The following is a 24220-nucleotide window of genomic DNA, read 5'->3' as shown; positions in this document are numbered from 1 at the left end:
AAGGCTTCTCAAGGAAGCAGGATCGATCTTCGCGCGGCACTCGAGCGGGCCCGAAGGGCCCGCCTACTGTCTCCTTGGCGCGCTTCTCTGGAAACCCGTCCCCCTGAGCAGACATTGCGCCATTATGTCAGTTAACTCTAATGCGTTAATAGGCTAATGTTCGGCTTCATATCGGGAGAGCCGATACTAATGTCACGTAAGTTGCGTTTGCTTAGCATTGGGATCGTGTATATTCTTTGATGGAAAGATCGAAGAGCTCAAGCCGCATGCTCGTGATATGCACCGTCACCCCCGGCTAGGTGCGGCATATCCCGGCGAATGAGCCAACACAAGGGGCGAACGATGATCACCAGGGTTCCATTAGCAAAGAGGCAATTGCTTCTAGTGGAACCTCGCAAGGTGGGTCATGAGGCCGCATCACCCTTGGCACAATAAATTGATAGACGAGAACACCACTGAGGACACCACTGATGCATGCTTCTACAGCTAGCGCGGGCGCCGAGGTTGCTTTCGGCCAACCACAGCGATGCCCGACCTACAATAATGGGCTTCTGATTGTCGATGACGAACCGGAGATGAGGCGGTTCCTCAAACGGGCGCTCGGCTCGCAATTCACGCGCGTTGAGACCGCGGGCAGCGCGGACGAGGCACGCGCTCGAGCCCAAAGCTCAAAGTTTGATCTGCTGATTGCCGATATTCGCCTCCCCGGCGCATTCGATGGCCGGGAGCTGGCTCGTGAGTTTCGTGTGCGTCATAACGATGCCATCGACGTGATTCTCATGACGGGTTTCCCGGATCTCCACAGCGAGGTCGTGCTAGCCAAGAACGAGGCCGACAAGATTCTCAAGAAACCTTTCCAAATTAATGAGTTGCAGGCACTCATCAAACGTGTCGTCGAGCGGCGACAGGACTCGATCAACGCGCAACCGACGCGCGGAGATGACGCGGGGGCGGCCGCAGCTCAGCGAATGATGAGTGAACGAGGAGCCATGCAAGGCGTCTGGGACGCGATTCGTCGAATCGCGCCTACACCGACAACCGTACTCATCACCGGTGAGACCGGTAGCGGCAAGGAGGTCGTGGCCCGTGCGCTGCACGATCTCAGCGGACGCACCGGTGCTTATGTCCCCATCAACTGCGGGGCCATCTCGGCAGAGCTGATCGAGAGTGAGCTCTTTGGGCACGTCAAAGGAGCATTCACTGGTGCGCACCAAGCACGCACCGGGTTGTTCGGGCACGCCGAGGGCGGAACGCTGTTCCTGGATGAGGTCGGCGAGATGCCCTTGGCCATGCAGGCGAAGCTGCTTCGGGTTCTCGAAGAGCGACGATATCGCCCTGTCGGAGGTACCCACGAGATCGATGCGAGCGTCCGTGTCATTACCGCAACCAATCGCGATCTCGCTATTGAAGTCGAGGCCGGGCGCTTTCGGAAGGATTTGTTCTACCGACTGAATGTCGTTGATATCCGAGTGCCGCCTTTGCGTGAAAGGCCTCATGATATCTTGCTCTTGGCGGACTACTTCTTGGAGATGCTCTCAAGTAACCTCGCTCAGACCAAGCCGGTGCTGACCGAGCGCGACCGGCGTTGCCTCTTAGCGTATGACTGGCCCGGAAACTGTCGCGAGCTTCGTAATGTGATCGAGCGCTCGCTGTTATTCGGTCAGTCGGTTGCGGATTTTCTACCGCAGGGTGATGAGGCAGCCGACCGCACGGTTCCCGGTCACGCTGACTCGACACTCGAGGCCCTGCAGCGGGCGCACATCCTTCAGACACTGCGCGAAACGCAAGGGAATAAATCTGAAGCCGCACGCATCCTCGGCGTTTCTCGAAAGACGATCGAGCGTAAGGTCAAGGAGTGGTCACTTGGCCAAGAAGCAGATGCCTCAGGCTGACGACCAAACAGCCCAATGGCTCGATCAGCTGGCCGACGAGCATTCGCCACAGGAGCTGCTCGAGCTGTTGCGCGAGATGCGCCAGAAACAGCTGGTACAGGAAGAGAAACTGGCCGCCGCCGGCGAGCTGATCGCGAGTGTCGCGCATGAGATCAACAATCCGTTGACGATCATGCTCGGCTACGTCGAGCTGACGCTCCAAGAGCTTGGCCCCGACGCCTGGGCTGTGCGATCGGAAGTCGCCTCGATCGTTCAGCAGATCGTTCGCATCCAGAAGGTTGTCAATAACCTGCTTCGTATTGCCGGGCCGGTTAGAGACATGGGTGTATTAGACGCAGCGGCGATGAATGGCCTCATCCGCGACACCATCGCTGGCGTCCTCCACCAGTCGAAGGAAGGGGCAGTTGAAATCGCACTTGACCTACGCGCGGTTCAGCAAGTGCGTATCGGCCGCCAGGATCTCCAGCAGATCATTGCGAATCTGGTGGCCAATGCCTCGCATGCGGTCGACCCCTCGGACGGCCGTATCGAAATCCGTTCTAGAGATTGGCCAGGACGCGGCTTGATCATTTCTATTGCGGACAATGGTCCTGGTATTGGTGACGACCTGGCAAACAAGATCTTCGAGCCGTTCTTTACCACCAAGGAGCTTGGGACCGGTACGGGGCTCGGTCTGTCTGTTAGCACAGCGCTGATCAGACGGTATGGAGGTGCGCTGACGCTGGCTCCTCGATCGAGCTCGCGGCGCGGAGCCGAGTTTCAGATTTGGGTGCTTGCTGAGCCTGTGCTCAACGAGCAATCGAGCTGGCTCTCGCAGATGCTCTTCTCTAATTCTGAGCCCGAGTCCGGGGAGGTGCCTCACAACGGCGCTGATCAGCCTGGGCGCGGGGTCGACCGAGATTGAGACAAATTGCACCAACACTGAGGCGCAGGCTGGGCTCTATTGTCCGATTGCTGGGCCTTGAAAACCCGCGATCGGACCTGCGCGATCAACAATGACAGGACATTGGCTATTGGTTGGGAGGGCGAGTTAGCTTGGTATGTAGATTGCTCTAAGGTTTTTTATCGCGCAACCTCTTAGTCTGGGAGTCGCTCTTGAGCCGGCAGCACAATGATTTACCTAGCAACGGCAACCGAGGTGGCGGCGCCACAGTGGGGAGCGGCGGCCTCACTGACCGCTTTGGTCGTCGAATCACCTATGTCCGACTATCGGTTACGGATCGTTGTGATCTCCGGTGCGTGTATTGCATGTCGGAGAACATGACCTTTCTTCCGCGGGCTCAGCTATTGACCCTAGAAGAGGTGGCCCGGGTCGGGCGCCTGTTTAGCGAGCTCGGTGTCACCAAGCTCCGCGTCACAGGTGGTGAGCCGCTCGTGCGACCGAACGTTGTCTCGTTGTTCGAGCGACTCGGTGCGCTTCCGGGCATACAAGATCTGACGTTGACGACGAACGCGACCCAGCTCCCTCGCTACGCGACTGCCCTCCGAGAGGCTGGCGTGACGCGTATCAATATTAGTCTCGACTCGCTCAGACCTGAACGTTTTCGGGCGATCACCCGGGTTGGCCGAATCGAGCGCACGCTTGATGGGTTAGACGCGGCCCAGACAGCGGGTTTCAACGGTATTAAACTCAATAGCGTGATCCTAAAGAATCGCAACCACGATGAGGTTGTCGATCTCGTTCACTTCGCGGTCGACCGAGGGATCGATATCAGCTTTATCGAAGAGATGCCGCTCGGCGTCATCAGTGAGCATGATCGTGCGGAGGCCTTTTACTCGAGTGATGAGATAAGAGCTGACCTGGAGAACCATTTCGATCTACTGCCAACACTCGAGAAAACGGGTGGTCCATCGAGGTATATGCGGGTGGCGGGCACACCGACACGAGTGGGTTTCATTTCCCCGCATAGTCATAATTTCTGTTCAGACTGTAATCGTGTTCGGGTGACGCCACAAGGACGGCTTCTGCTTTGTCTTGGTCAAGAGCACTCGGTCGACCTGCGCAGAGCACTGCACGCGAACCCGACGGATGATGACCGTGTGAAACAGGTGATTTTGGCAGCAATGGATCTTAAACCGGCCGGCCATGATTTCGATCTTGAAGCGAAGCCAGTGATCTTCCGACACATGAACGCGACTGGTGGTTGATGGACAGGCTTCAACCTGATTGACGGGCGCAATGTGCGGCTCTTGCGCAGTGCGTTGCGCCTCTTGGTGTCCTCGCTCCCCTTGGTGGAGGTTTATGGCCTGATTCGTTCATCGAATCGGGCCTTTTTTCTATGGAGGGAAACTGAGCGTGAATAGGCGATCCTCAAGCGCGGCGAGCTCATTGTTGTGCGCGACGGCTTGCACAACACAGCCGACGGCACGCGCGACTCGCAGCACGCTATCATGGCGACGACACCGAGACCTGAGGAGACCCGGCCATGCTTGATTGGCTCGACCGATTGCCGCTCGGCCTGCTTCTGATTATCGCGTTGACCCTTGGGCTCGCCCCCTTCGTCCCTGAGCCCCACGTCTGGGAGAAGCTCAAGATGCTGGCGGCTGGCACGCTGGTGCGGCCGATCGACATCTTCGATCTGCTACTGCATGGGATTCCTTGGCTGCTGCTGTTCGCTAAGCTCGGGCGCATGGCCTGGATACAGGTGCGCTGAGCGGCCCGACGCTAGCCTCTGCTGACCTCGTAGCCGATAGGATACGATACGGCCTTTTCGAGGGATGAGCCCCTGGCGTGCTCGTGCGAGTCCGTTGCGCGCCATGCCGCCTTCACCCTGGCCACCGGCGGCACAGCTGCCCCGGTCGGCTCATTGGTTTGACGTTACCCGACTAGGAGAGAGCCGCATGTGGTACCTCAGCTACAACGGTGAGCAGATCGGGCCGCTCGATCCGCAGCAGGCCCGCGCCCGCGCTAGCGCTGACCCGAATGGTTACGCTTGGCGAGAAGGGTTCGCGGAGTGGGTGCCGCTTCCCCAGGTCAGCGAGCTGACCGGTCCATCAGCGTCGATGCCCGCCAGCGCGCCACCGCCGCCGGGCCGCGGACCGCGCTCGGACGAGGTCGACTACGAGATCTTCGGCCATGAGATGCAGTATGTCGAGGTCGAGCTGGACCCGGGTGAGAGCGCGGTCGCCGAGGCCGGGGCGATGATGTATAAGCATCCGGCCATCCAGTTGGAAACGGTGTTCGGCGACGGTTCCCACAGCGGTCAAGGTGGCGGCCTGCTGGACAAGCTCGTCGGCGCCGGCAAGCGGCTGGTGACCGGCGAGAGCCTGTTCACGACGGTCTTTACCCACACCGGACAAGGCAAGGCGAGGGTCGCGTTCGGGGCGCCTTATCCCGGCAGCATCGTCCCGGTGAGGCTCACCGATGTCGGTGGCACCCTGATCTGCCAGAAGGACAGCTTCCTGTGCGGCGCCAAGGGTGTGGCGATGGGGATCTTCTTCCAGCGCAAGATCCTGACCGGCCTGTTCGGCGGGGAGGGCTTCATCATGCAGCGGCTGGACGGCGACGGCCTGGTCTTCATCCATGCCGGCGGCTGCGTGACTGAGAAGGTGCTCGAGCCTGGCGAGGTACTGCACGTCGATACCGGCTGCGTGGTCGGCTTCGAGCAGCAGGTCGGCTTCGAACTGGAGCAGGTCGGCGGCATCAAATCGTCGCTATTCGGTGGCGAAGGCGTGTTCTTCGCCGTCCTGACCGGTCCCGGCCGCGTCTGGCTGCAGTCTTTGCCGTTCTCGCGCATGGCCGGGCGCATGCTCGCCGCCGCACCGCAGCGTGGTGGGAGTCAGGGCGAAGGTTCAGTGCTCGGCGGCCTTGGCAACCTGCTCAACGGCGACAACAACCGATTCTGATGAGGCGGCGCTGGGTCGCATCTCGAAGACCAGTGCGCTTGGGGCTTGATGCGGCCACCTCGCACCAGGCTGCAGCAGACCCGCTGCAGGAACGGTACAGAACAGGACCGAGCGTGACGACAGGCGGTGCACGAGGGGATGGCTGAAGCACCCGGGTCCCGATACGTCCGGCTAGAGCGATTCCGCTCGCTGATGCGGAGGCACCTTGCCACGGCCGGTCGGTTCAACGGTGAATACCTGACGGTCGATACTGCCGCCGGCGGATTGCTCGGCCTCGTCGGCGGGAAAAGGACGCAGGCGCTCCAGATCGAGTCCGCGACGGAGAGTCTCTTTCAAGGTGATTGGGAAGACATCTCCATCAGAGTGTTTCAACGGGAATTCTTCGACAGCGCTCGGTCACTCGCGGAAGAGTACGAGGCGCTGACTCAGCAGGCCGTCACGCTGGTCTGTTACTTCGAGCCCGATCCGGGGGTTGGGGACTAGCCTTATTCGTCTTCACCCCCGAGGGGTTGTGCGGTCCCGAAGCGCTGTTCTGCATGGGCCGCTAGACCCGCATCGGTGCCGCCATAGACCGGGCCTTCGCCCTTGCTTGGTTCGAAACAACCGGGGCTTGGGGGAGAACGCCGCTTCTGCGTTATGCCGAACTGGCCGTCGTGGAGCACTTGTCCGCCGTGGCATGGCCCGGCATGGCATGGCAGGCGTTGGCATCGGCCTTGCTTCCCACCACGGGATTTCAGCCGGCACGGCTGCACAGCAACCGCGCCGCGATCAGTGATTCAACCGAGTAGGGGACAGAATGGAATACGCGACGCTTGCCGACACCGATCTCACCGTTTCCCGCATCGGGCTTGGTACCTGGGCCATCGGGGGCTGGATGTGGGGCGGCACCGATGAAGCAGCATCCATCGAGACGATCCGCAGCGCCGTCGAGCGCGGCATCACCTTCATCGATACCGCCGCCGTCTACGGCATGGGCCGGTCCGAGACGATCGTCGGCGAGGCCCTGACCCGGCACGGGCTTCGCGATCAGGTGGTCCTGGCGACCAAGTGCGGGATTGCTTGGTCCGATGACCATGAACGGCTATGGCGGGATGCGACCCGCGCGCGCATCGAACGCGAGGTCGAGGACTCGCTGCGGCGGCTGCACACGGACCGGATCGATCTCTACCAGGTGCACTGGCCGGACCCGAAGACGCCCATGGACGAGACCGCCCGTGCGATGGATGATCTCTACCAGGCCGGCAAGATCCGAGCGATCGGGGTCTCCAATTTCAATGCCGAGCAGATGGACCAGTTCCGGGAAGCCGCGCCGCTGCACGCGAATCAGCCGCCGTACAACCTGTTCGAGCGCGGCCTCGGCGATGAGGTCCTGCCGTACTGTGCGGAGCATGGCATCGCGACCCTGACCTATGGCGCGCTGTGCCGGGGCCTGCTGAGCGGCAGGATGTCCCGCGACCGTCAGTTCGAAGGCGACGACCTGCGACAGGCGGACCCGAAGTTTCAGCCCCCGCGCTTCGACCAGTACCTCGCCGCCGTGGAGGCACTCGATCGCTTCGCCCGGGACCGGTACGGCAAGGATGTCATGGCGTTGGCGCTGCGCTGGTTGCTCGACCAGCCGGGTCACACCATTGCGCTTTGGGGCGCCCGGCGACCCGATCAGCTCGACCCGGTGAACAGCATCGACGGCTGGGGGCTGGACGCCGACGCGATGAGCGCGATCGACGCCATCATCGCCGAGCAGGTCAACGATCCGGTGGGGCCCGAGTTCATGGCGCCTCCGGTTCGGAAAGACGACGGATAGTCGGTGAGAGGGGCTGGCTAGCGAGGGTGCAGCGCAGGGGCGCGCAGGCTAGGGCCGACGTCGTTGTCCGCCGCGCTGGATCACGCCCGGACCAAAGCGCGCGCGGATCGCATCCAATGTCTCGTTCAGACGCGTTTCGGTTGGGGTGACCGGCGCCCTGTTCGCGTCCGAACAGGTCGCGCCCGATCGGTTCACGTCCGAACAGTTCGCGCCCGACCAATCCGCGCCCGACCGGTTCGCCCCCGAGAACAGGTCGGGCTGAACAGCGGCGTCCAGGCCCTGCGCCCAGGCGCTCAGCCCGAGCCCGATCAGCCGCACCGGCCGCGCACCCCAGCGGCCAGCCTCGAGCAGCGCCCAGGCCGTCCGGAACAGGGTCCGGTCATCAGCCGTCGGCATGCGCAGCGTCTGGGTGCGCGTATGGGTCTCGAAGCCGCGAAACCGGATCTTAAGCGTGACCACGGTGCCTTGGTAGCCGCCGTGGCGGGCCAGATAGGCGACCTCCTGCGCGGCCCAGCGCAGGGTCTCACGGAGCAGGGCTGGATCGGTCACATCCTCGGGAAAGGTGGTCTCTTTGGAGATCGATTGGCGCGACCGGCCGACCTCGACCCGATCCTCGGCCAGGCCGCGTGCCTGCTGATAGATTCGCGTGCCCTGGTGGGCGCCCAGCAGCCGACGCAGGTGCTCCAACGACAGTGCGCGCACATCGGCGACCGTTTCCAGCCCCAGTGCCCGCAGCTTGGGTGCCGTACGCCGTCCCAGCCCGCGCAGCACGGTCAACGGCAACGGGTCCAAGAACGCCTGCACCGTCTCGGAAGGCACCACTGTCAGCCCATCCGGCTTGTCCCGCTCCGAGGCCAGCTTCGCGATCAGCCGGTTCGGTCCGATGCCCACCGAGGCCGTGAGCCCGACGGTCTCCTGGACCAGCATCTTCGCCTGGCGGCCGATTGCCTCCGGCGGTCCGATCAGACGCTCGAGCCCGGTGACATCGAGAAACGCCTCATCGACCGAGACGGGCTCGATCACCGGGGATAGGCGCTCCAGCGCCGTCATCACCTGCCGCGAGGCCTCGGCATAGCGCGCCATCTGCGGGCGCACATAGACGGTCTCCGGCGGCAGCCGTCGGACGGCCTCGCCGATCGGCATCGCGGAATGGACGCCATAACGGCGCGCCTCATAGGAACAGGTCGCGACCACCCCGCGCCCGCCCGGCGCTGCGCCGACCACCAGCGGCAGGCCGCGCCACTCGGGATGATCACGCTGCTCGAGCGCCGCAAAGAAGGCGTCCAGATCGAGGTGCAGGATCAGGCGGGTCACGACCTGCTCCTTGCTGGCCAGTGCCGGTTGGCAAGCCGCTTGATCATGGCGAATCCAATAGGGTCAGGCGCGCCTCGCCAGTGGCGACGTTGATCTCGAGCCGGAGCTCGCAATGCTCGGTGAGGCTGTCGACGGGCGAGGGATCATCAGCGCAGCTGCAGCCGGCGATGATCCCAGCATAGAAGACCCCGAGATGCGCCAGGATGCGGTCATCCTGCTCGCGATGGCTCAATAGGTGGAAGGTCAAGGGCGACTCAGCAACCGCGCTGGTCTGGGTCAAACCGGCTTGCAGCAATGGCTGCAGCGCGGGGTGATCGGGGCCCAGCATCTCCAGTTCGTCGATCAGGGTTTCGCGAAACGCTGGGCTGTTCGACGGTCCATGCCAGGCCGAGACCGATCGTTGAAGGCTGACGGCGGTGTCAATCATCCTGTGGCCTGCGCGCTGCGGGAAGCCCATCCAGAAAGGCGTCCAAGGACTGCTGATAGGCGGGCTGCGATTGCAGGAAGCCCTCATTATGGCCGCCACGGAGCTCGACGAACAGCTTAGGCTCTGGCGCGGCCTCGTACAGGCGCTGTCCCAGGGCATAGGGCACGATCCGGTCGTCCGGGCTGTGCAGCACCAGGACCGGACAGCGCACAGCTGCGATCTGCTCGACCGCCGGGAAGCGATAGCGCAGCGGGATCACGCGCGCAAGCAGTGGGTAATGGACATCGGCCAAGCTCTGGAGCCGATCGAAGCTGGATTCGACGATCAGCGCGGCCGGCCCTGTTTGGGCCGCGAGCTGTACGGCAACTGCACCCCCGAGCGAGCGCCCGAAGACGACGATCTGCTGCGGCTCGATATTGCGTGTTTCGGTCAGCCAGCGCCAGGCTGCCGCTGCATCCGCGTACAACCCCTGTTCCGAAGGCGACCCCTCGCTTTGCCCATAGCCTCGGTAATCGATGATGAACACGTCGAGCCCGAGGTCGGTCAAGATCGTGACCGAGTCGCGACGGTGGGAGATGTTTCCTGCGTTACCATGCAGCAACAGCACGGTGCTGGGTCGAACGGTGCTGGGCTGAACAGTGTTGGGCTGAACGGTGTTGGGCCGACTCGAACGCTTGGCCGGTGCCCGGGTCGGTGCCCGGATCAGCCAGCCGTGCAATCCGACACCCTCCTCGGTGACGAACCGAACATCCTCGTAGTCCAGACCCCAATCGGCCGGCGTCGCGTGCAGCGGCGCGAGCGGAAAGAAGATCATCCGCGGCTGCAGCCACCAGAGGAGCAGTCCGATGATAAGGAGACCGAGAAGGGCCTGGACGATGAACAGGGCGGTCTTGATGAGCATAGGCTGAAGGCGGCGATCGAGCTGGTTTCTGCAACCGCACTCGCTGACGCGAGACCGGCGGTATCCTGAGCCATCGGCTGCGAGCGTTTGTTCTGTTCCAACAACGCCTGGTCAAGCTGTCGGCGCCATCGGCGGCATCCTGGGCGAGAAGACGCGGGCAGCCGTGCGTCGCGCGCAGCAGCGCATGGGCTTCCGGCCGACGCCTGGCCAACGCCCGAGTTGCTGCAACAGCTAGAATCGGGCGCGGGTTGACTCGATGGGCTGAACGTCCTTGTTCGAGATCACTTCCGCGTCAGCCGGCAGGGCCAGTAGGCGAAGGGCAATGCCTAGCGCGAAGACAGCGGTTAGTCGCCATTCCAGCGGCGCCAGCCAATCGATGCAAAAGGGCGAGCGCTCGATCTCATTCCACCTCACCTGAGGTATTCGGCACGTAGAGGTAGGTCTTCGGCACATCGGCCCCGACGACCTCGATCACGCTGCTCTCGAAGAAGCTGCCGATCATCGCCGTCTTGCCGGCCGGGTACTCGCCGATTGGGAAGCCTGTCCCGCGTAGCGCGAAGCGTCCCTCTTGGTTTCCCTCCCCAGGTGGCATCTCGAAGAAGACGCGACAGGGGTTGGAATGGCAGACGCCGGTATCGCCAGGAGCGAGGGTGATCTCACCCCAGTCGGTCACGTGCTGGCCAGTGGTCACACAGCCTGCCAGCAGCAGCGGCAAGGTCAGGAGGAAGGGCGGCTTGGTTCTGTTCATGTGATTGCGGAGGCGTCAGGCGGGGGGTCGCGGCCAGCCAGTGCATGGGCGATCGATTGTGCAGCATCGCGATGGTACAGCGCAGCAAGAGGGTCAACAATCGACCGGAGCGATTCCGGGCCTTGCTGCTGATCACCAACCTCGGCTCGGGCCTGCTTGCCCGCGCGTCGGCTTCAACGGCAAGCTGCTGTACGAGGCGATCGAGGATGATCGATCCGCGCCAGGTCGAGGCGATCCGGCACCGCCCCAGCCTATCGCTGCCGATACTCGACCACGTATCCGTTCTCCATCCCCTGCAGCCGCGCGATGCGCTCCTGCCGCTTCATCTCCCAAGCGTCCGGGGGATCGAGATTGTTCCAGCTCCGGAAGAGCTGTTCGTCCAAGTAGCCTAGCCGGAGGCCGTAGGTGTCGCGCATATAGAGCATGATCCGGGCAATGTCGCCCCGCAGCTCATCGGGCGGCTGCACGGTGCGCTGGCCCGAATCGATGCGGATGCGGCAGCGGCCATAGCGCTCCCCGAACGGGGCGAGCCCCCAGCGATAGTCGCGCCGATCGCCGTTGATCAGCCCGACGGCCGGGATCAGGTTATGCAGATCGTTGTGGGCGACGACGAAGGTCTCGTCCACGCGCAGGCAGCAATCGCGCCCGGAGAGCAGGTCGCCATCATCTTCACGGCAGGCAGGGTCGGCCTCCGGCCGGCGCCAGCAGCGCAGGGATTGGCCGAGCTGGGCGGCTGGCAGGACATGCTCGGCCTCGACCCGCCGCGCCCGCTCTGTGCTGCGGTAGCGTTCGAGACCGCAGCCGCCCAGGTCCACGCGGCCGCGGCCGTCGTAGCGGCAGCCGCAGTAGGCCGTGACCCGATGCCCGCGATAGACGCGGTCATAGAGGAGATCCTTGGCCACGTCGAAGCGGCCGGCGACTCGGGGCAGATCGCCACCGCCGGCGGGCAGGCTGGGCTGTGGCCACCAGTCCCCCAGCAGGTCGCCCAGCAGGTCGTCCAGCAGCAGATCGAGGTCCGGCAGCAGCCGCCCGAGATCGGGGACCAGGGCGCTCAGATCGACTCCGGCAATCCGGTCCATCCAGGCCGCGGCCTGTCTTCCAGCCTCGGCGAGCAGGTCGTTCCCGGTGTCGGCCAGCCACGCACTGCCCGCCCTAAGGGCCGCGTGCGTGAGATCGGTCATCCGTGTCTGCACCTCGCGCGCGATCGCGACGCCCTGCTGCGCACTGTCCGGCCACTCAGCGGTGGTCGAGGCCGGCACCAATGAGATCAGCGTGATGGCCGCCAATGTGAAGATCAGGCCGCGCAGCATGGCGGCGCTGCGGCGCAGCAGCCGGGTGAGGCGACGCGGTGACGAGGCAGAGGAACGGCGACGAGTCTTGGCGCGGCCTGAGCGGCCAGCAGTACGGCGGGTCATCAGCAAGGCATAACGAGATCGCGCTACAGGCCACCATCGAGACCACGTTTGCGATAGGGCTCCAACTCGGCGACAACCTCAATGAGCCCGGCGTGAAAATCCTGGTCTGGATGCTCGGCACAGAACGTTTGGATCTTCGCCATGATCTCGAGCATCTTCTTCTGACCGCGGATGTCGAGGGTGCCTTCGACGAACTCGTTGTAACCGGTCAGGTACCCGCTCGTATAAGCGGTGTAGAGGTTGTAATCGGTCCAAGGCCGTGATGCATCCTCATCCGGGTTCGCGGCCTCTACGAACTCGCCACAGCTGTGCGTGCCGAGCCCAAGCACGTTGAATCGTCCCTGTTGATCGGCGGCCTGGCTTGGCTGCCAGCCGAGTAGAAGGACTGTTGCGATCGCGATCACTGCCTGGCTGTTCATATGTTGATCAAGGGGGGTTGATAAGGGCGTTGACAAGGAGACTGCGGGAGCGAGCCGGTTGATGGAAGGACGGTGCAGCGGTCGATGTTGATCAGCTACGCGACCTCTTGGGAGCAAGAGGGTTGAAGCATAACGATCTATGAGCCGTTCAAGCCAGTCCAGCCTATGGGGCTGGTGGATTTCTTAGAGCTGACAGCCGAGCCCGGTCATCCCCGCCAACGTCTTGGCGTTGTCGACGGCATAGCCTGCTTCGTCATTGTCGAACCAGCAGTAGGTATCCAGGCCGCGTGCGTCCCAGTCGCGCAGGCGCTCGGCCCAGTGCTCGAGCGCCTGATCGTCGTACCGGCCGCGGTAGGGACCATCGGGGCCGTGCAGCCGTAGATAGATGAAGTCGGCCGTCAGGTGTTCCGGGGTCTGATACCCATCGAGGTCATAGATGCAGAAGGCGGTGTTGAAGCGCTCGAGGAGCTCGAGGGCCTCATCGTTGATCCAGCTGTGATCGCGAAACTCGAAGGCACAGCGCCCGGCATCTTCAAGCGCGGCAAGAAAGTGCTCGAGCCGGCCCCTATTGAATCGCCACCTCGGTGGGAGCTGAAAGAGCAGGGGACCGCGCTTGGGTCCCAGCACGCTGACCCGCTCGAGCAGCTCATCGAGACCTTGCGGCGGGTCCTTGAGCTTCTTCATGTGGGTGATATAGCGGCTCGCCTTGACCGCAAAGCAGAAGTCGTCCGGTACCTTGTCGCGCCAGGCGGTCAGCGTGTCCACGCTTGGCAGATGATAGAAGCTGTTGTTGATCTCGGTGCCGTTGAAGAGGCGGGCGTACTCGAGCAGCCGGTCTGAGCTCGGCCGATCCGGCGCGTAGACGGGTCCGCTCCAGTGGTCATAAGACCAGCCTGAGGTGCCGATGCGGTGCGTTGCCATCAACTGCTCTTTCGCGCTGGACCCTTGTTATCCGTGCACTTGGCGGAGCAGGCTGATTGGCTCAGCGCAGGCTCGGCTGGGGCCTGGGACGGTCGCCGGCGGGGGCATAACCGGCCCCTGGTTCCGGCACTGCGATCGGATTCTGATTCACCTCACCGGCCTCGGGCTCGGGCTCGGGCTCGGCCTCTGCATCGACGCCGACAGGCTCCGGCATCTCGCGCTGCTCGAGCAGATTGTCGACCGCGCGCACCCCCTCGACGGCGACCGTGACGGTATCTGCGACAGCGCGTTCATAACGACTGTCGACATAACCGGAGAGCTCGACGATGCCGTCGCGTACGACCACTGTGATCTGCTCGTCATTCAGCGCAGGGTGGTTTGCGAGTGCCTGACGCACGCCGGTCGCAATGGACTCGTCGTCGGGCGACTGCGCTTGAACCGTTGGAGCGAGCGAGCACACCAACAGGACCGCCAATAGTCGGAACGCCAATAGCGCCTTCGGAGCGGGACCGATGATCCAGTGAAAGCTGTTCTGGTGCATCCAAGGCATGCTGACCTCTTGCAAAGGCTGTTACCGTCAAACAACAGCTGTGAGCGTTTCATTCGCCGGGGTGGCGCCGGGGTGGCGCCGGGGTGGCGCGCCGCCATGATCGTTCGTGCGAAGCGACGCCGGGACTCACTGCTGTGATCGCCGCTCGTTCCGAACTCGAGGGACGGTGCCGACGCTTCAGGCGGCGATGGGCTGCCCGACCGAAAAGCAAACCGAGGACCAATCGCGCCGATGCGGCCGCTGGTTCTCGCACCGGATGGGCTCCTTATCCGACGCCGCGAGCACAGCGCTCGCGCCGTTGCGTCCCGGCGGCCTTCCTGGATTCGGCGCGCTCGCTTGGTCCACAGTCGCGCGAGCAACGCACAAAGGCCGCAGCGACAACGGCCAACCGGCGCAAAAACACCGCAAGTGGCTCAAATCGACCAACCGAGCTGTCTAATAGCCGCCCGTCCGCGTATTCCTGCTGACTTCAATTGGATGGACTGGTATTTTCCGCCAGACTCATCGGGGGTCGCGGTGATTTGAGCAATGAGCCACTGATCCTAAGGAGCGCGCCGAGCACATCGCCCAACGCGATGAGTTCCTGGTCACCTTGGGTCACGAGCTGCGCAATCCGCTCGCGGCCATCATGACCTGCAGCGAGGTCCTGCATTCGCTGGATCTGCAAGCCCCCATGCCGGGCGCTGCCTGCAGGCCATCTCGACGCAGTCGGCGCAGATCAAGCGTCTGCTCGACGATCTGTCCGATGTCTCCCGGATCGCTTGGCGCAAGCTCACCGCGCCTCGCCGGTATCGACCGCCATCTCGTCAAGCCGGTCGCGGTACCGGAGATCGAGGCGGCCATCGCTGGACCCTGACGCTGGTCCCTCACGATCATGGCGGCGCGCCACCGCGGCGAATGTAACACTCGCAGCCGTTGTTTCACGGTCACGCTGGAAGCTGAGCGGTTCCGTGACGCGCGCCGATGCGCCCGCTCCGCTCCCAACGCGAGGATCGGCCAAGCCCGTCTTGGTGCGCGGTTTGCATTGCCATTGGAATCAACCAATAGACAATCGGATGATGACCGCGATGCCGCTTCCCTTTGCCAACCGTACCGAGGCCGGACGCCTACTGGGCGAGGCCCTCATGGATTATCGTGGACGCATGGATCTCCTCGTGCTGGCGCTGCCGCGCGGCGGCGTGCCTGTCGCCGCCGAGGTGGCGCGCGCCTTGGAGGCGCCGCTCGACCTGATGCTGGTGCGCAAGCTCGGTGTCCCGACCCAGCCGGAGCTGGCGATGGGCGCCATCGCCAGCGGCGGTGCCCAGGTGCTCAACGCCGATGTCGTGCGCGCCTTGTCGATCTCGCAGGAGACCATCGACCGCGTGGCCGAATCCGAGCAGCACGAGCTCGAGCGCCGCGAGACCACCTACCGCGGCACGCGTAAGCCACCGGAGCTGGCCGGACGCTGCGTGATCCTGGTCGATGACGGTTTGGCGACCGGGGCGACAATGCGGGTCGCCGCGCGCGCGGCAGCGGCCCAGGGACCGGCCGAGCTCGTGGTCGCCGTGCCGGTGGCCTCGACCGAGGCCGTCGGTCTGGTCGCCGAGCAGGCCGACCGCGTGGTCGAGCTCGCAACGCCGGAGCCGTTCATGGGGGTCGGGGCCTGGTACGAGGTCTTCACCCAGACCACCGACGACGAGGTGCGAGCGCTGCTCCAAGAGGCATGGCAGCGCAACCCGAGCGCGGGCTGAGCAACGCTACCCCCGCATCGCATCCGCGATGAAATGCCTGCTCATCCCTCTCATAGCGCAGTCGGGCCGGAGACGGCGCCGTCAGCGCTCTGGAGCGTCGCTTCCGGCGGCGCGGTGCCGAGCTGATCGGCGGTGGCGCGCAAGCGCCGCAGGCCTTGGCCGAGCTGCTCGCGGCTGCGGAGCGGCAGCCGATTGGTATCGATCGCTCTAATGACCGTTCGCTAGGCGTCGCCGAAGTTGGCGCCGAGCGCGCGGACTCGTGCCTGCAGCGCATTGGCGATCCGCTCCGCATCATTATCCCCCTGGCCTTCCTCCATGAGCGTCTCGGCGCGGACCGGCGCCCCGACGCGCAGCGCGACCGGCCGGAGCCGCAATCGCAAGGAGCCGGGCGGCAGCGCCTCCCGGGTCCCCTGGATGTGCACCGGGAGGATCGGCACATCCTGCGCGAGCGCCAATGAACCGATGCCGGAGCGGAATGGCTGCAGCTGACCATCCGGTGAGCGCCGGCCCTCGGGGAACCAGATCAGCATGCAGTCCCGCTCGAGCGCGGCGGCGCCGAGCACGAGACTGGTCAGCGGGTTTGCGCTGGGATCGACCGGCAGCACGCGCAAGCTGCGGCTCAGCAGACGCATCCACGGCCGTTTGAAGAGGAGCGCGCTGGCGCCGCCCCAGCAGGTCGTGCGGCGCCTTGGGCCAGCGAGTACGGCAAGGAGCGCGCCCGGATCGACCGCACTGAGGTGGTTGGGCGTGAGCAGGCAGGGGCCCGAGGTCGGGATCTGCTCGACGCCCTCGGCCTGCAACCGCAACGGCCCGCGCAGGGTCCAGCCCACCACGGCATGCAGCAGAGCGGCAAACCCACGCAAGGGCGCCGGCGGCGGGGACAGGCGCTGCAGCTCGGCCTCGTCAAGCTGCGCTGTTGGGTCCTGGAGCCGTTCGATCAGATTCGCACCGGTGGTGGCGGTCTGCTCGGCCTCGACCGCCTCCTGCAGCAGATCGCGCACGCGCTCGATCCGACCGATGGCCTCCTCTTCGAGCGCGAGGCCGACTTGCTGCTGCAGATCCAGGGTCAGGTCCACCCATTCCAATGAATCGACGCCAAGGTCCAGGTTCAGGTCGCTCTCCGGCGTGATGCGGCGGTCCGGGAAGCGCGCGCCGAGCCAGCTCCAGACCCGGTTGGCGGTGGCGTCCTCGAGGAGCTGACGATCCTCTGGGGCGAGGTCGTCGATCGGCGCCAGCCCAGGCTCGGGGGCCGACTCGGCACCTTCGGACAGGGCCTCGAACCGCTCCGCGAGACGCTGCCGGCGCAGCTTGCCGAGACGGGTGCGCGGCAGCGGCGAGGCGTCGAGCCGGAGGCTGTCGATCTGCTGCGTGCTCGCCAGCGCGCGCGACACGGCGGCGATCTCGTCGCCAATCTGCTGCCGCAGCTGCGCTTGCTCCCGATCGCGAGCGGCCTCGGCCTCCGGCACCACCACCGCCGCCAGCCGGCCTTCATGGCCGAGCACGCCTGCCTCGCGGACCGAGGGGCTGCGCTCGAGGCGGGCCTCGATGCGCTCCGGGTCGATGTTCTCGCCGCCGGCAAGCACAATCCGCGCCGAGGCGCGCCCACTGATCTGCAGCCAGCCCTGCGCATCGAGCTGGCCGAGATCGCCGGTGCGCAGCCAGCCATCGTCGGTGAAGACCTCGGCGTTCTTCTCCGGGAGACCGAGGTAACCGCCGAAGAGATTCGGTCCCTTGGCCTGGATCTCGCCTTGGCCCGGTGACTGATCGGACGCCTGATCGGCTGGCTGATCGGGCGTGTCGCTCGGTGCCTGGTCGCTTGTCTGTCTTTGGCTCGATGCCTGACTCGATGCGTGATCCGATGCCTGACTCGATGCCTGACCCGACGACTGGCTCAATGCCGGGCTGGGGCTCGGCGTTGCGACGCCGCCGGTGGCAGGGCCGCCTCTATCCGCGTCACCGCTGGATTGCTGTGGCCGGATACGCAGCTCGACCCCGGGCAGCGCCCGGCCGGCGCTGTCGAAACGCCGCTCGGGCGGGGCGAGGAAGGTCAGGATCGGTGAGGTCTCGGTGAGCCCATAGCCGGTTGCGATCTGCCAGCCGAGCGCGTCGAGCCGCCAGGCGATGTCGGCCTCCAGCGCGGCCCCGCCGGAGACGAGCAAGCGCAGCTGCGGCGCGGCCTGGCGGCGCAGCGGGGCAAACAGTCGACCGCCGAGGCCATGGCCGGTGTGGCGACGCAGCGCGACCGAGGCGTTCAGCAGGCCGTCGAACACCGCTGTCACAAGCCTCCCGCCCGCGGCGACGCGTCGACGGATTGCCCCAAGGAGTGCCGAGTACAGCCGCGGAATCCCCAGGATCACGGTCGCCTCGCCCTCCTTGAGCGCCCGCGTCAGCTGCGGTCCCGTCAGCGAGTAGGGAAGAACGATCGGAATCCCGAGGACGAGGGGGGCGAGCAGGCCGAGCGAGAACGGATAGACGTGATGCAGCGGCAGCGGCAGCAGCAGCCGGTCGTTGTCGTCCACGATGCCCTGGCTCAGGATCGCCTCGAGGTTGGACAACAGATTGCGGTGGCTTAAGGGGACACCCTTGGGCGCGCCCGAGGTGCCCGAGGTATAGAAGAGCACGGCCTCGGCTTCAGGGTCCGGCGGCGCGTCCTGCTCGGGCGGTGCGGCGGGCGCTTGCTGCAGCAGTCTGGTGAGCGACTGGGCGCTGGTGGTCTCGCCGTCGGCCGCGGCGGCAGCCGCGTCGTTATCGCCGCTATCAGCGCCATCCCTGTCATCATCCGCATCGCCATCGAGCACGAGGATCTGCGGCGGCGTCGCGGCGGACTGCTGCAGGGTCTTGGCCAGCCGCTTGGTGGTGAAGGCCCAGCGCGCACCGCTGTTCTCGGCGATATGGGCAAGATCGCGCTCGCCGATTTGGTTGTCGACCGGGACCGGGACGCCGCGTGCGCCGATGATCGCCAGGCAGGCGATGATCCAGTGCGGCGAGTTCGGGGCGTACAGCAGCACCCGCGCGCCGGGCGCGAGCCCCTCGCCACGCAGCGCGGCGGCCAGGCGCAGCGCCTGCTCGGCCAGGGGCGCGGCGCGCCAGTCCTGGCGCTGCTTGTGCTCGAGCGCGATCAGCGCAACCCTGTCGGCGCGCGCCCGCAGTGACGGGACAAGCTCTTCGAGGGTTTGAATCTTACGCCTCACGTCGACCAGCCTCCGCCTGTTCGCGACAGGTTGCCCTTGGCGAGCGTGCGCCTAGAGCACGAATGGATAGCGAGTGCGATAAGCAAGAACAGCGCCACCAGCATGGTCGTGAGGCCGGCAAGGCGCCCGCAGGAGCGGCTTCCCGGTCCGCCATGTCTGGGGACGGGCTCCGCCGCCGAAGACAAGGCGGCGGAGCGCAACTAGGAGACGGGGGCTTTCCCCGAGCGCCCGGTGCAAATCCACCCGGTGCAAATCCACCCGGTGCAAATCCACCCGGTGCAAACCACCTGGAGCCCCGCCTGCAGCTGCACCCCGGACATCGCGACCAGCGCTAACGCTGGGGACACCGTTGAGCGAAGTTGGCCCTTTCTCTGACGCATAGGAGTCGCTGTGGCACACTTGACCCCGATCCACCGCGCGAGCGCCTGATGGGAAGCTGCCCGGAGCAGACGGCACAGCTGCGACCGGCAAGCAGTTTGGCAGAGCGAATGACAGAGAGCACGCAGGCTTGACAGTGCTGAGAGATGATTACGTAGCCGCGGCAAAGCGCTGCTTCTCGGATGGTCAGCTGCTGTTGCGGGCTGCTCGTTTCGCCAACGCCACGCATCTTTTCGGTCTGGGTGCCGAGTGCGCGCTGAAGGTGCTGCTCCAGGACCATACAGGCGTGGTGGAGGTCCGCCAGGCGCATCTGCCCGAGCTGCGCGATCACGCGCGGAAAACCTTATGCCGCAGGCAAGATGTCGGCATTCAGCAATTACTGAACAAGACCGACTACATGGACGGCTGGAAGATCGAAAGCCGCTATTGGCCGGACGCTGCATTCTCAGAAGACCGCTGCAGGCTGCATTGGGACCATTGCCGACGCACCTTGATCGCGGCCAACCTCGGGGTCTGATCATGCCACCTTGCTCCTTCGATGATGCATTGCCGCGCGCGGTTGCGCAACTCAGGCGGGCCTTTCCGGATGCTGGCTTCGCCGATCTGCGATTCATTCGCGACATGAACGGCCGGGTCCATGTCGTGCTGCCGGATGCGACCGATCAATCCGCGATCCTTGACGCACGTGCGGCCTTGGCGGATGCCCTTGGTGCTTACAGTCCGGGCTTGGATGTTGGGCTGATGCGCTTCTCGGAGACGCTTTCCGGATCAGCGCTCCTCGAGGAGCCTTTCGTGGTCGAGGCCATCGACGGTACGCTGGTGAAGCTGATTGAGCGGCGCGTGGTCGGCAAAGACTGGACGCAGGCTCCAGGGGTGGATGGGCCGCGATCGACCACACACCCGCCGCGGGTCTCGTTCTTCAGTCTGAAAGGCGGTGTTGGGCGCAGCACCGCCTTGCTCCTTTGGGGCCGCGAGCTCGCGGCAGAGGGCAAGCGAGTCCTGCTGCTGGACCTGGACCTCGAGGCGCCGGGCCTCGGGGCACAGTTGCTGCCGCCCGGCGACCGGCCTGCGTTCGGCGTCGTGGACTGGCTCGCGGAGGATCTGGTCGCCAGTCCGGTGGCCGAAGCGATGCTCGTCGAGCCCGAGCTGGTCGCACGCTCGCCATTGGTCGAGGACGGCTATCTCTACGTGACCCCGGCAACCGGCACGCGGTCAATGCAACAGCCTGGTGGGTTCATTGCGAAGCTTGCCCGCGCCTATCTCGAATCCGATCGCGGTGAGGGCGAGGGTTTTGCCGCGCGGGTGCGACGGTTGCTGCAGCGGCTCGAGCAGGCGCTGGAGCCGGACGTCGTGCTGATCGATAGTCGCGCCGGGCTGCACGAAACCGCCGCGGCGGCGATTCTGCACCTGGATGCGGATGTGCTGTTGTTTGCAACGGATCAGCCGACGGTCTGGGAGGGCTATCGCTACCTGTTGGCGCAACTGGCGCAGATGGCCCATATCGTTCCAGCCAGTGGCGACGATGATTGGCGGTTACGGCTGAAGATGGTCTATGCCAAGGCAGCGAAGACAAAGGTAGCGCTAGAGAGCTTCCGATCCAAGGCCTATTCGTTGTGGCTGGAACAGCTCTATGACGAGCAGCGGCCGGAAGACGGTCCTGATGTGTTCAACTTTGCCGAAACGGACGATGCGGCGCCGCATGACCCGCTGGTGATTCTACAGAATCCGGTCTTCGAGCAGTTCAATCCGTTGGAGGATCTGAACGAGGCCGCCGAAGCCGCGATCTCAAGCACTTTCGGCCCATTCATGGCCGCGCTGGGTGAGCGTGTACTGGGTGATGATGCACCAGGAGCATTGGATGGCGGCTGACGGTTTTCCAACGGCTCAGGTCCGGCAATCCCTTGATGAGCTGCCGGAGACCATGGCGGTCAGCACGGCGGAACCGAATCCGAGCGAGCTCTATGTCGTGCTCGGTCATGAACGCGCGCTTGATCCGGACAGCTCGCTCGTCGTCGGCGACCGCGGAACCGGCAAGAGCTTCTGGAGCGCGGCGCTCAATAGCCCCGTCTCTCGGGCGTTGATCCACGCCCAGTTGCCAAGGCTGCATCTGGATCGGGTGCAGACGAGCTGGGGCTTCTCGGTGTCCACGCGCAACGAGGATCATCCATCCCGCCGCGTCCTGCAACGTTTGCAGGCTCGGTTTGCTCCCGAGGATATCTGGCGTGCGGTGGTGCTGCGCCAGCTGGCGGCCCGGTACGCAGAGGAGCTACCTGTCGAGACCTGGGACGATGCTGTGGCCTTGGTCGCGGATAACCCGGAGCAGGAAGAACAACTCCTGAACCGGATCTCGAGCCGTCTGGCAGCCGAAGGGAAACGCCATCTCGTAGTCTTCGATGCGATTGACCGCACGGGGTCGGACTGGAAGACCATCCGTAAGCTGGCCCGAGGGCTCCTTCAGCTGTGCCTGGACCTGAAGGGGCAGCCGGGTATCCAGGCGAAGGTCTTCCTGCGCCCGGACCTGTGGGAAGATCGGGCCATCTGGCAGTTTCCGGATTCATCGAAGCTGCACCACGGCCGGGTGGTTCTGGAATGGCGCCGTACCGATCTTTTTGGCTTGCTGTGGCATTGGCTATGCAATCACGGCGAGGAAGCTAAGCGCTATCGTGATTGGCTCCACGCAAAGCATCGGTTGTCTTTCAAGCCAACCGAAGCGGATGGAGAGCAGGTCTATCCGATTCCAACGAAGCTTCGCCAGGACGAAGACCTGCAGCAGGCACTGCTGCACGATATGGCGACCCGCTACATGGGCACCAACCGGCGGCGAGGGCGGACCTATACCTGGGTGCCGAACCACCTGGCCGACGCCAAGGGGCAGGTCAGCCCGAGGAGCTTCCTGATCGCAGTGCGCGATGCGCAGCGTGAGACCCGGGCGGAGGGGCATGCGGAAGTGCTGCATTGGGAAGGCATCAAGCGCGGCGTGCAGAGCGCCTCAGCGGTACGCGTTCAGGAGCTTCGCGAGGACTATCCCTGGATTGGCACAGTACTGGCCCCGTTGAATGGGCAGACCGTGCCCTGCCGGAGCGAAGAGATCGAGCAGCGCTGGCAGGAGGCCGGTACGCTCCAGGCGATCGAGCGTGACCGGCTCACGACCTTGTCACCGGACGCTCAAGGAAATGGGGAAATTGATGACGAGCGCTTCTATCTGCCGCCGCACGCGTTGGCGTTTGCATCGTCGGAGGTTCCCGAGAAGACGCTCATTCAGGAACTGCAGCGCATCGGCGTGATCCGTCGTATCGATGACGAGAGGATTGATATTCCCGACCTGTTTCGGGTGCCGGCGGCCATTGGCCGTCGCGGTGGCGTGCGGCCTATCCCGTAGGGAAATGGTCAGCGCTCGCAGCACCCAGACGCCGAGATCCTGGATCAGGCCGCTGTTTTCGGCCAACGGCACGAATGCCCCCGCGTCGAGCAGACCGCGACTGGGATGAGACCAGCGCAGCAGGGCCTCGAGCCCGAGCGGTCGACCGCTGGCGAGTTCGATCTGCGGCTGATAGCGCAGACAAAGCTCACCGCCCGCCAGCGCCTGTCGTAGCTGATGTTCCAGGGTCATCGTCCGCAGCGCTTCGCGCTGCATTGCCTCGGTGAAGAACTGATAGCGATTGCGCCCGTCCTGCTTGGCCTGATACATCGCGGTGTCGGCGTGTGCGATCAGCTCGCTGGCGCCGTCACCGTCTGCGGGAAAGAGGCTGATGCCGAGGCTGCAGCTGATACTCAGCGTCTGCGCCGCGAGTCGCATTGGTTCAACCAGACGCGCAACCAGCTTCTCCGCCAAATGGGCCGCACCGTCGGCCTCCACGCCGGGCAGCACCAGCATGAACTCATCGCCGCCAGGACGGGCGACGGTGTCGGAGGCGCACAGTGCTGCGCATCCGCCGCGCTACCTCGACCAGCAGGGCGTCGCCGACGGCATGGCCGAGCGCGTCGTTGATCTCCTTGAAGTGATCGAGGTCGAGCACAAGCACCGCGAGGCGGGAGCCTTGGCGCTTGGCCTGAGCCAAGGCCACCGCCAGGCGCTCCTCGAGCAGGCGCCGATTGGCCAGGCCGGTGAGGGGATCGTAGAAGGCGAGCTGACGGATCTGGTCCTCGGCGCGCTTTTGCTCGGTAATGTCCCGGATCGTGATGATGCCGAGCCGCAAGCGACCGTCGGCATCGCGAACCGCCGCGCCACTGTAGCTGCCGATGAAGCTCTGGCCGGTATCGCGCCGGTGGACCTTCAGCTCGTGCTGGACAAAGACCTCGCCTCGGTAGGCGCGTGCGAGCGGCCAGGTCTCGGGTGGCTGCGGCTCACCGGCCAGGTTCTGCACGTCGAACAGATCCTGGTACTCGGCGAGTGCGCGCAGTGCCTCAGCCTTAAGCGATTTCTGTCAAAGCTCATACCGCCTTGCTGGTCTTTTCGCTCGCCTTCTTCGTCGCGCCGCCGGTCACATAGCCCGGCTATGCTCCCGGCGATGCTCCTCGAAGGCAAACGAACATCCTGCGCCATTCGGTACGAGCTTTTCCTTGCGCCAGGCAAAGCCTGGAAGAGGGGGATGATCGCGAAATGATTTGAGTGATCGGAAACCTCTTATTGTGACCCGCCGGGTGAAAGTCCCGAACCGGAAAGGACTGGCCATCCACCGGAACCGAG

Annotated in this window: 19 protein-coding genes and 2 pseudogenes; 11 read left to right on the top strand and 10 right to left on the bottom strand. The window is 64.6% G+C overall.

Annotation, left to right across the window (positions count from 1 at the left end; genetic code table 11):
• The first annotated feature begins 470 nt into the window (after window positions 1-470).
• From CKO40_RS10685 to CKO40_RS10655, 7 genes are all read left to right on the top strand, one after another.
• Window positions 471-1892, top strand: a complete 1422-nt coding sequence (locus tag CKO40_RS10685; protein ID WP_200346197.1) for a sigma-54-dependent transcriptional regulator — start codon at window positions 471-473, stop codon at window positions 1890-1892.
• Window positions 1864-2796, top strand: a complete 933-nt coding sequence (locus tag CKO40_RS10680; RefSeq protein WP_200346196.1) for a sensor histidine kinase — start codon at window positions 1864-1866, stop codon at window positions 2794-2796. Before CKO40_RS10685 ends, CKO40_RS10680 begins: the two co-directional genes overlap by 29 nt.
• A 248-nt stretch (window positions 2797-3044) precedes the next feature.
• Window positions 3045-4040, top strand: a complete 996-nt coding sequence (moaA, locus tag CKO40_RS10675; protein WP_200346250.1) for a GTP 3',8-cyclase MoaA — start codon at window positions 3045-3047, stop codon at window positions 4038-4040.
• A gap of 278 nt (window positions 4041-4318) precedes the next feature.
• The gene (locus CKO40_RS10670) at window positions 4319-4546 is read left to right on the top strand and encodes an RND transporter (protein ID WP_200346195.1); all 228 of its coding nucleotides are present in this window, start codon (window positions 4319-4321) and stop codon (window positions 4544-4546) included.
• 187 nt (window positions 4547-4733) lie between these two features.
• The gene (locus CKO40_RS10665) at window positions 4734-5738 is read left to right on the top strand and encodes a TIGR00266 family protein (protein ID WP_200346194.1); all 1005 of its coding nucleotides are present in this window, start codon (window positions 4734-4736) and stop codon (window positions 5736-5738) included.
• Window positions 5739-5930: 192 nt separating this feature from the next.
• The gene (locus CKO40_RS10660) at window positions 5931-6221 is read left to right on the top strand and encodes a hypothetical protein (protein WP_200346193.1); all 291 of its coding nucleotides are present in this window, start codon (window positions 5931-5933) and stop codon (window positions 6219-6221) included.
• A gap of 313 nt (window positions 6222-6534) precedes the next feature.
• On the top strand, window positions 6535-7539 hold the full coding sequence (locus tag CKO40_RS10655; protein WP_200346192.1) for an aldo/keto reductase: 1005 nt from the start codon (window positions 6535-6537) through the stop codon (window positions 7537-7539).
• 48 nt (window positions 7540-7587) lie between these two features.
• Here the strand turns inward: CKO40_RS10655 and dinB are convergent, their stop codons facing one another.
• The 8 genes from dinB to CKO40_RS10615 form a co-directional block, all read right to left on the bottom strand.
• Window positions 7588-8853 (bottom strand): DNA polymerase IV, encoded by a 1266-nt coding sequence (gene dinB, locus CKO40_RS10650; RefSeq protein ID WP_200346191.1) that lies wholly within the window; start codon window positions 8851-8853, stop codon window positions 7588-7590.
• Between the two features lie 43 nt (window positions 8854-8896).
• Window positions 8897-9280, bottom strand: a complete 384-nt coding sequence (locus CKO40_RS10645) for a hypothetical protein (RefSeq protein WP_200346190.1) — start codon at window positions 9278-9280, stop codon at window positions 8897-8899.
• Complete coding sequence (locus CKO40_RS10640; RefSeq protein ID WP_200346189.1) at window positions 9273-10181, bottom strand: alpha/beta hydrolase; 909 nt, start codon at window positions 10179-10181, stop codon at window positions 9273-9275. The genes CKO40_RS10645 and CKO40_RS10640 overlap by 8 nt, the downstream gene beginning before the upstream one ends.
• Window positions 10182-10581: 400 nt before the next feature.
• A complete protein-coding gene (locus CKO40_RS10635; protein WP_200346188.1) occupies window positions 10582-10929 on the bottom strand; it encodes a hypothetical protein in 348 nt (115 codons plus the stop codon).
• A gap of 251 nt (window positions 10930-11180) precedes the next feature.
• Window positions 11181-12344 carry an endonuclease gene (locus CKO40_RS10630; RefSeq protein ID WP_242476964.1) on the bottom strand — a complete coding sequence of 388 codons (1164 nt, stop codon included), beginning with the start codon at window positions 12342-12344 and terminating at the stop codon, window positions 11181-11183.
• Window positions 12345-12367: 23 nt separating this feature from the next.
• Window positions 12368-12763, bottom strand: coding sequence for a hypothetical protein (locus CKO40_RS10625; RefSeq protein WP_200346187.1), 396 nt, complete (start codon window positions 12761-12763; stop codon window positions 12368-12370).
• Window positions 12764-12946: 183 nt separating this feature from the next.
• On the bottom strand, window positions 12947-13684 hold the full coding sequence (locus CKO40_RS10620) for a DUF72 domain-containing protein (protein ID WP_200346186.1): 738 nt from the start codon (window positions 13682-13684) through the stop codon (window positions 12947-12949).
• Between the two features lie 61 nt (window positions 13685-13745).
• The gene (locus tag CKO40_RS10615; RefSeq protein WP_200346185.1) at window positions 13746-14234 is read right to left on the bottom strand and encodes a BON domain-containing protein; all 489 of its coding nucleotides are present in this window, start codon (window positions 14232-14234) and stop codon (window positions 13746-13748) included.
• Between the two features lie 562 nt (window positions 14235-14796).
• Here CKO40_RS10615 and CKO40_RS25345 point away from each other — a divergent pair.
• Together CKO40_RS25345 and CKO40_RS10610 are read left to right on the top strand one after the other, a co-directional pair.
• A pseudogene (locus CKO40_RS25345) lies at window positions 14797-14877 on the top strand (hypothetical protein); the annotation flags it as partial.
• Window positions 14878-15301: 424 nt separating this feature from the next.
• A complete protein-coding gene (locus CKO40_RS10610; protein ID WP_242476963.1) occupies window positions 15302-15964 on the top strand; it encodes a phosphoribosyltransferase in 663 nt (220 codons plus the stop codon).
• Between the two features lie 221 nt (window positions 15965-16185).
• Here CKO40_RS10610 and CKO40_RS10605 read toward each other — a convergent pair whose 3' ends face one another.
• Entirely contained in the window at window positions 16186-19155 is a 2970-nt protein-coding gene (locus CKO40_RS10605; protein ID WP_200346183.1) for an AMP-binding protein, read from the bottom strand.
• A 574-nt stretch (window positions 19156-19729) separates the two neighbouring features.
• Between CKO40_RS10605 and CKO40_RS10600 the strand changes: the two genes are divergently transcribed.
• Together CKO40_RS10600 and CKO40_RS10595 are read left to right on the top strand one after the other, a co-directional pair.
• Window positions 19730-20050: a hypothetical protein gene (locus CKO40_RS10600; RefSeq protein WP_200346182.1), complete on the top strand. Its 321-nt coding sequence runs from the start codon at window positions 19730-19732 to the stop codon at window positions 20048-20050.
• A gap of 2 nt (window positions 20051-20052) precedes the next feature.
• Window positions 20053-21402, top strand: coding sequence for a KGGVGR-motif variant AAA ATPase (locus CKO40_RS10595; protein ID WP_200346181.1), 1350 nt, complete (start codon window positions 20053-20055; stop codon window positions 21400-21402).
• A gap of 1288 nt (window positions 21403-22690) precedes the next feature.
• On the opposite strand, the pseudogene CKO40_RS25340 reads toward CKO40_RS10595, so the two are convergent.
• A pseudogene (locus tag CKO40_RS25340) lies at window positions 22691-23881 on the bottom strand (diguanylate cyclase domain-containing protein); the annotation flags it as partial.
• Window positions 23882-24220 lie beyond the last annotated feature (339 nt).

It is taken from the genome of Halochromatium glycolicum (genome assembly GCF_016584085.1).
GTDB lineage: Bacteria > Pseudomonadota > Gammaproteobacteria > Chromatiales > Chromatiaceae > Lamprobacter > Lamprobacter glycolicus.
Note: the sequence above shows the minus strand (reverse complement) of the source record. Positions and strands in the feature narration are given on the sequence as shown.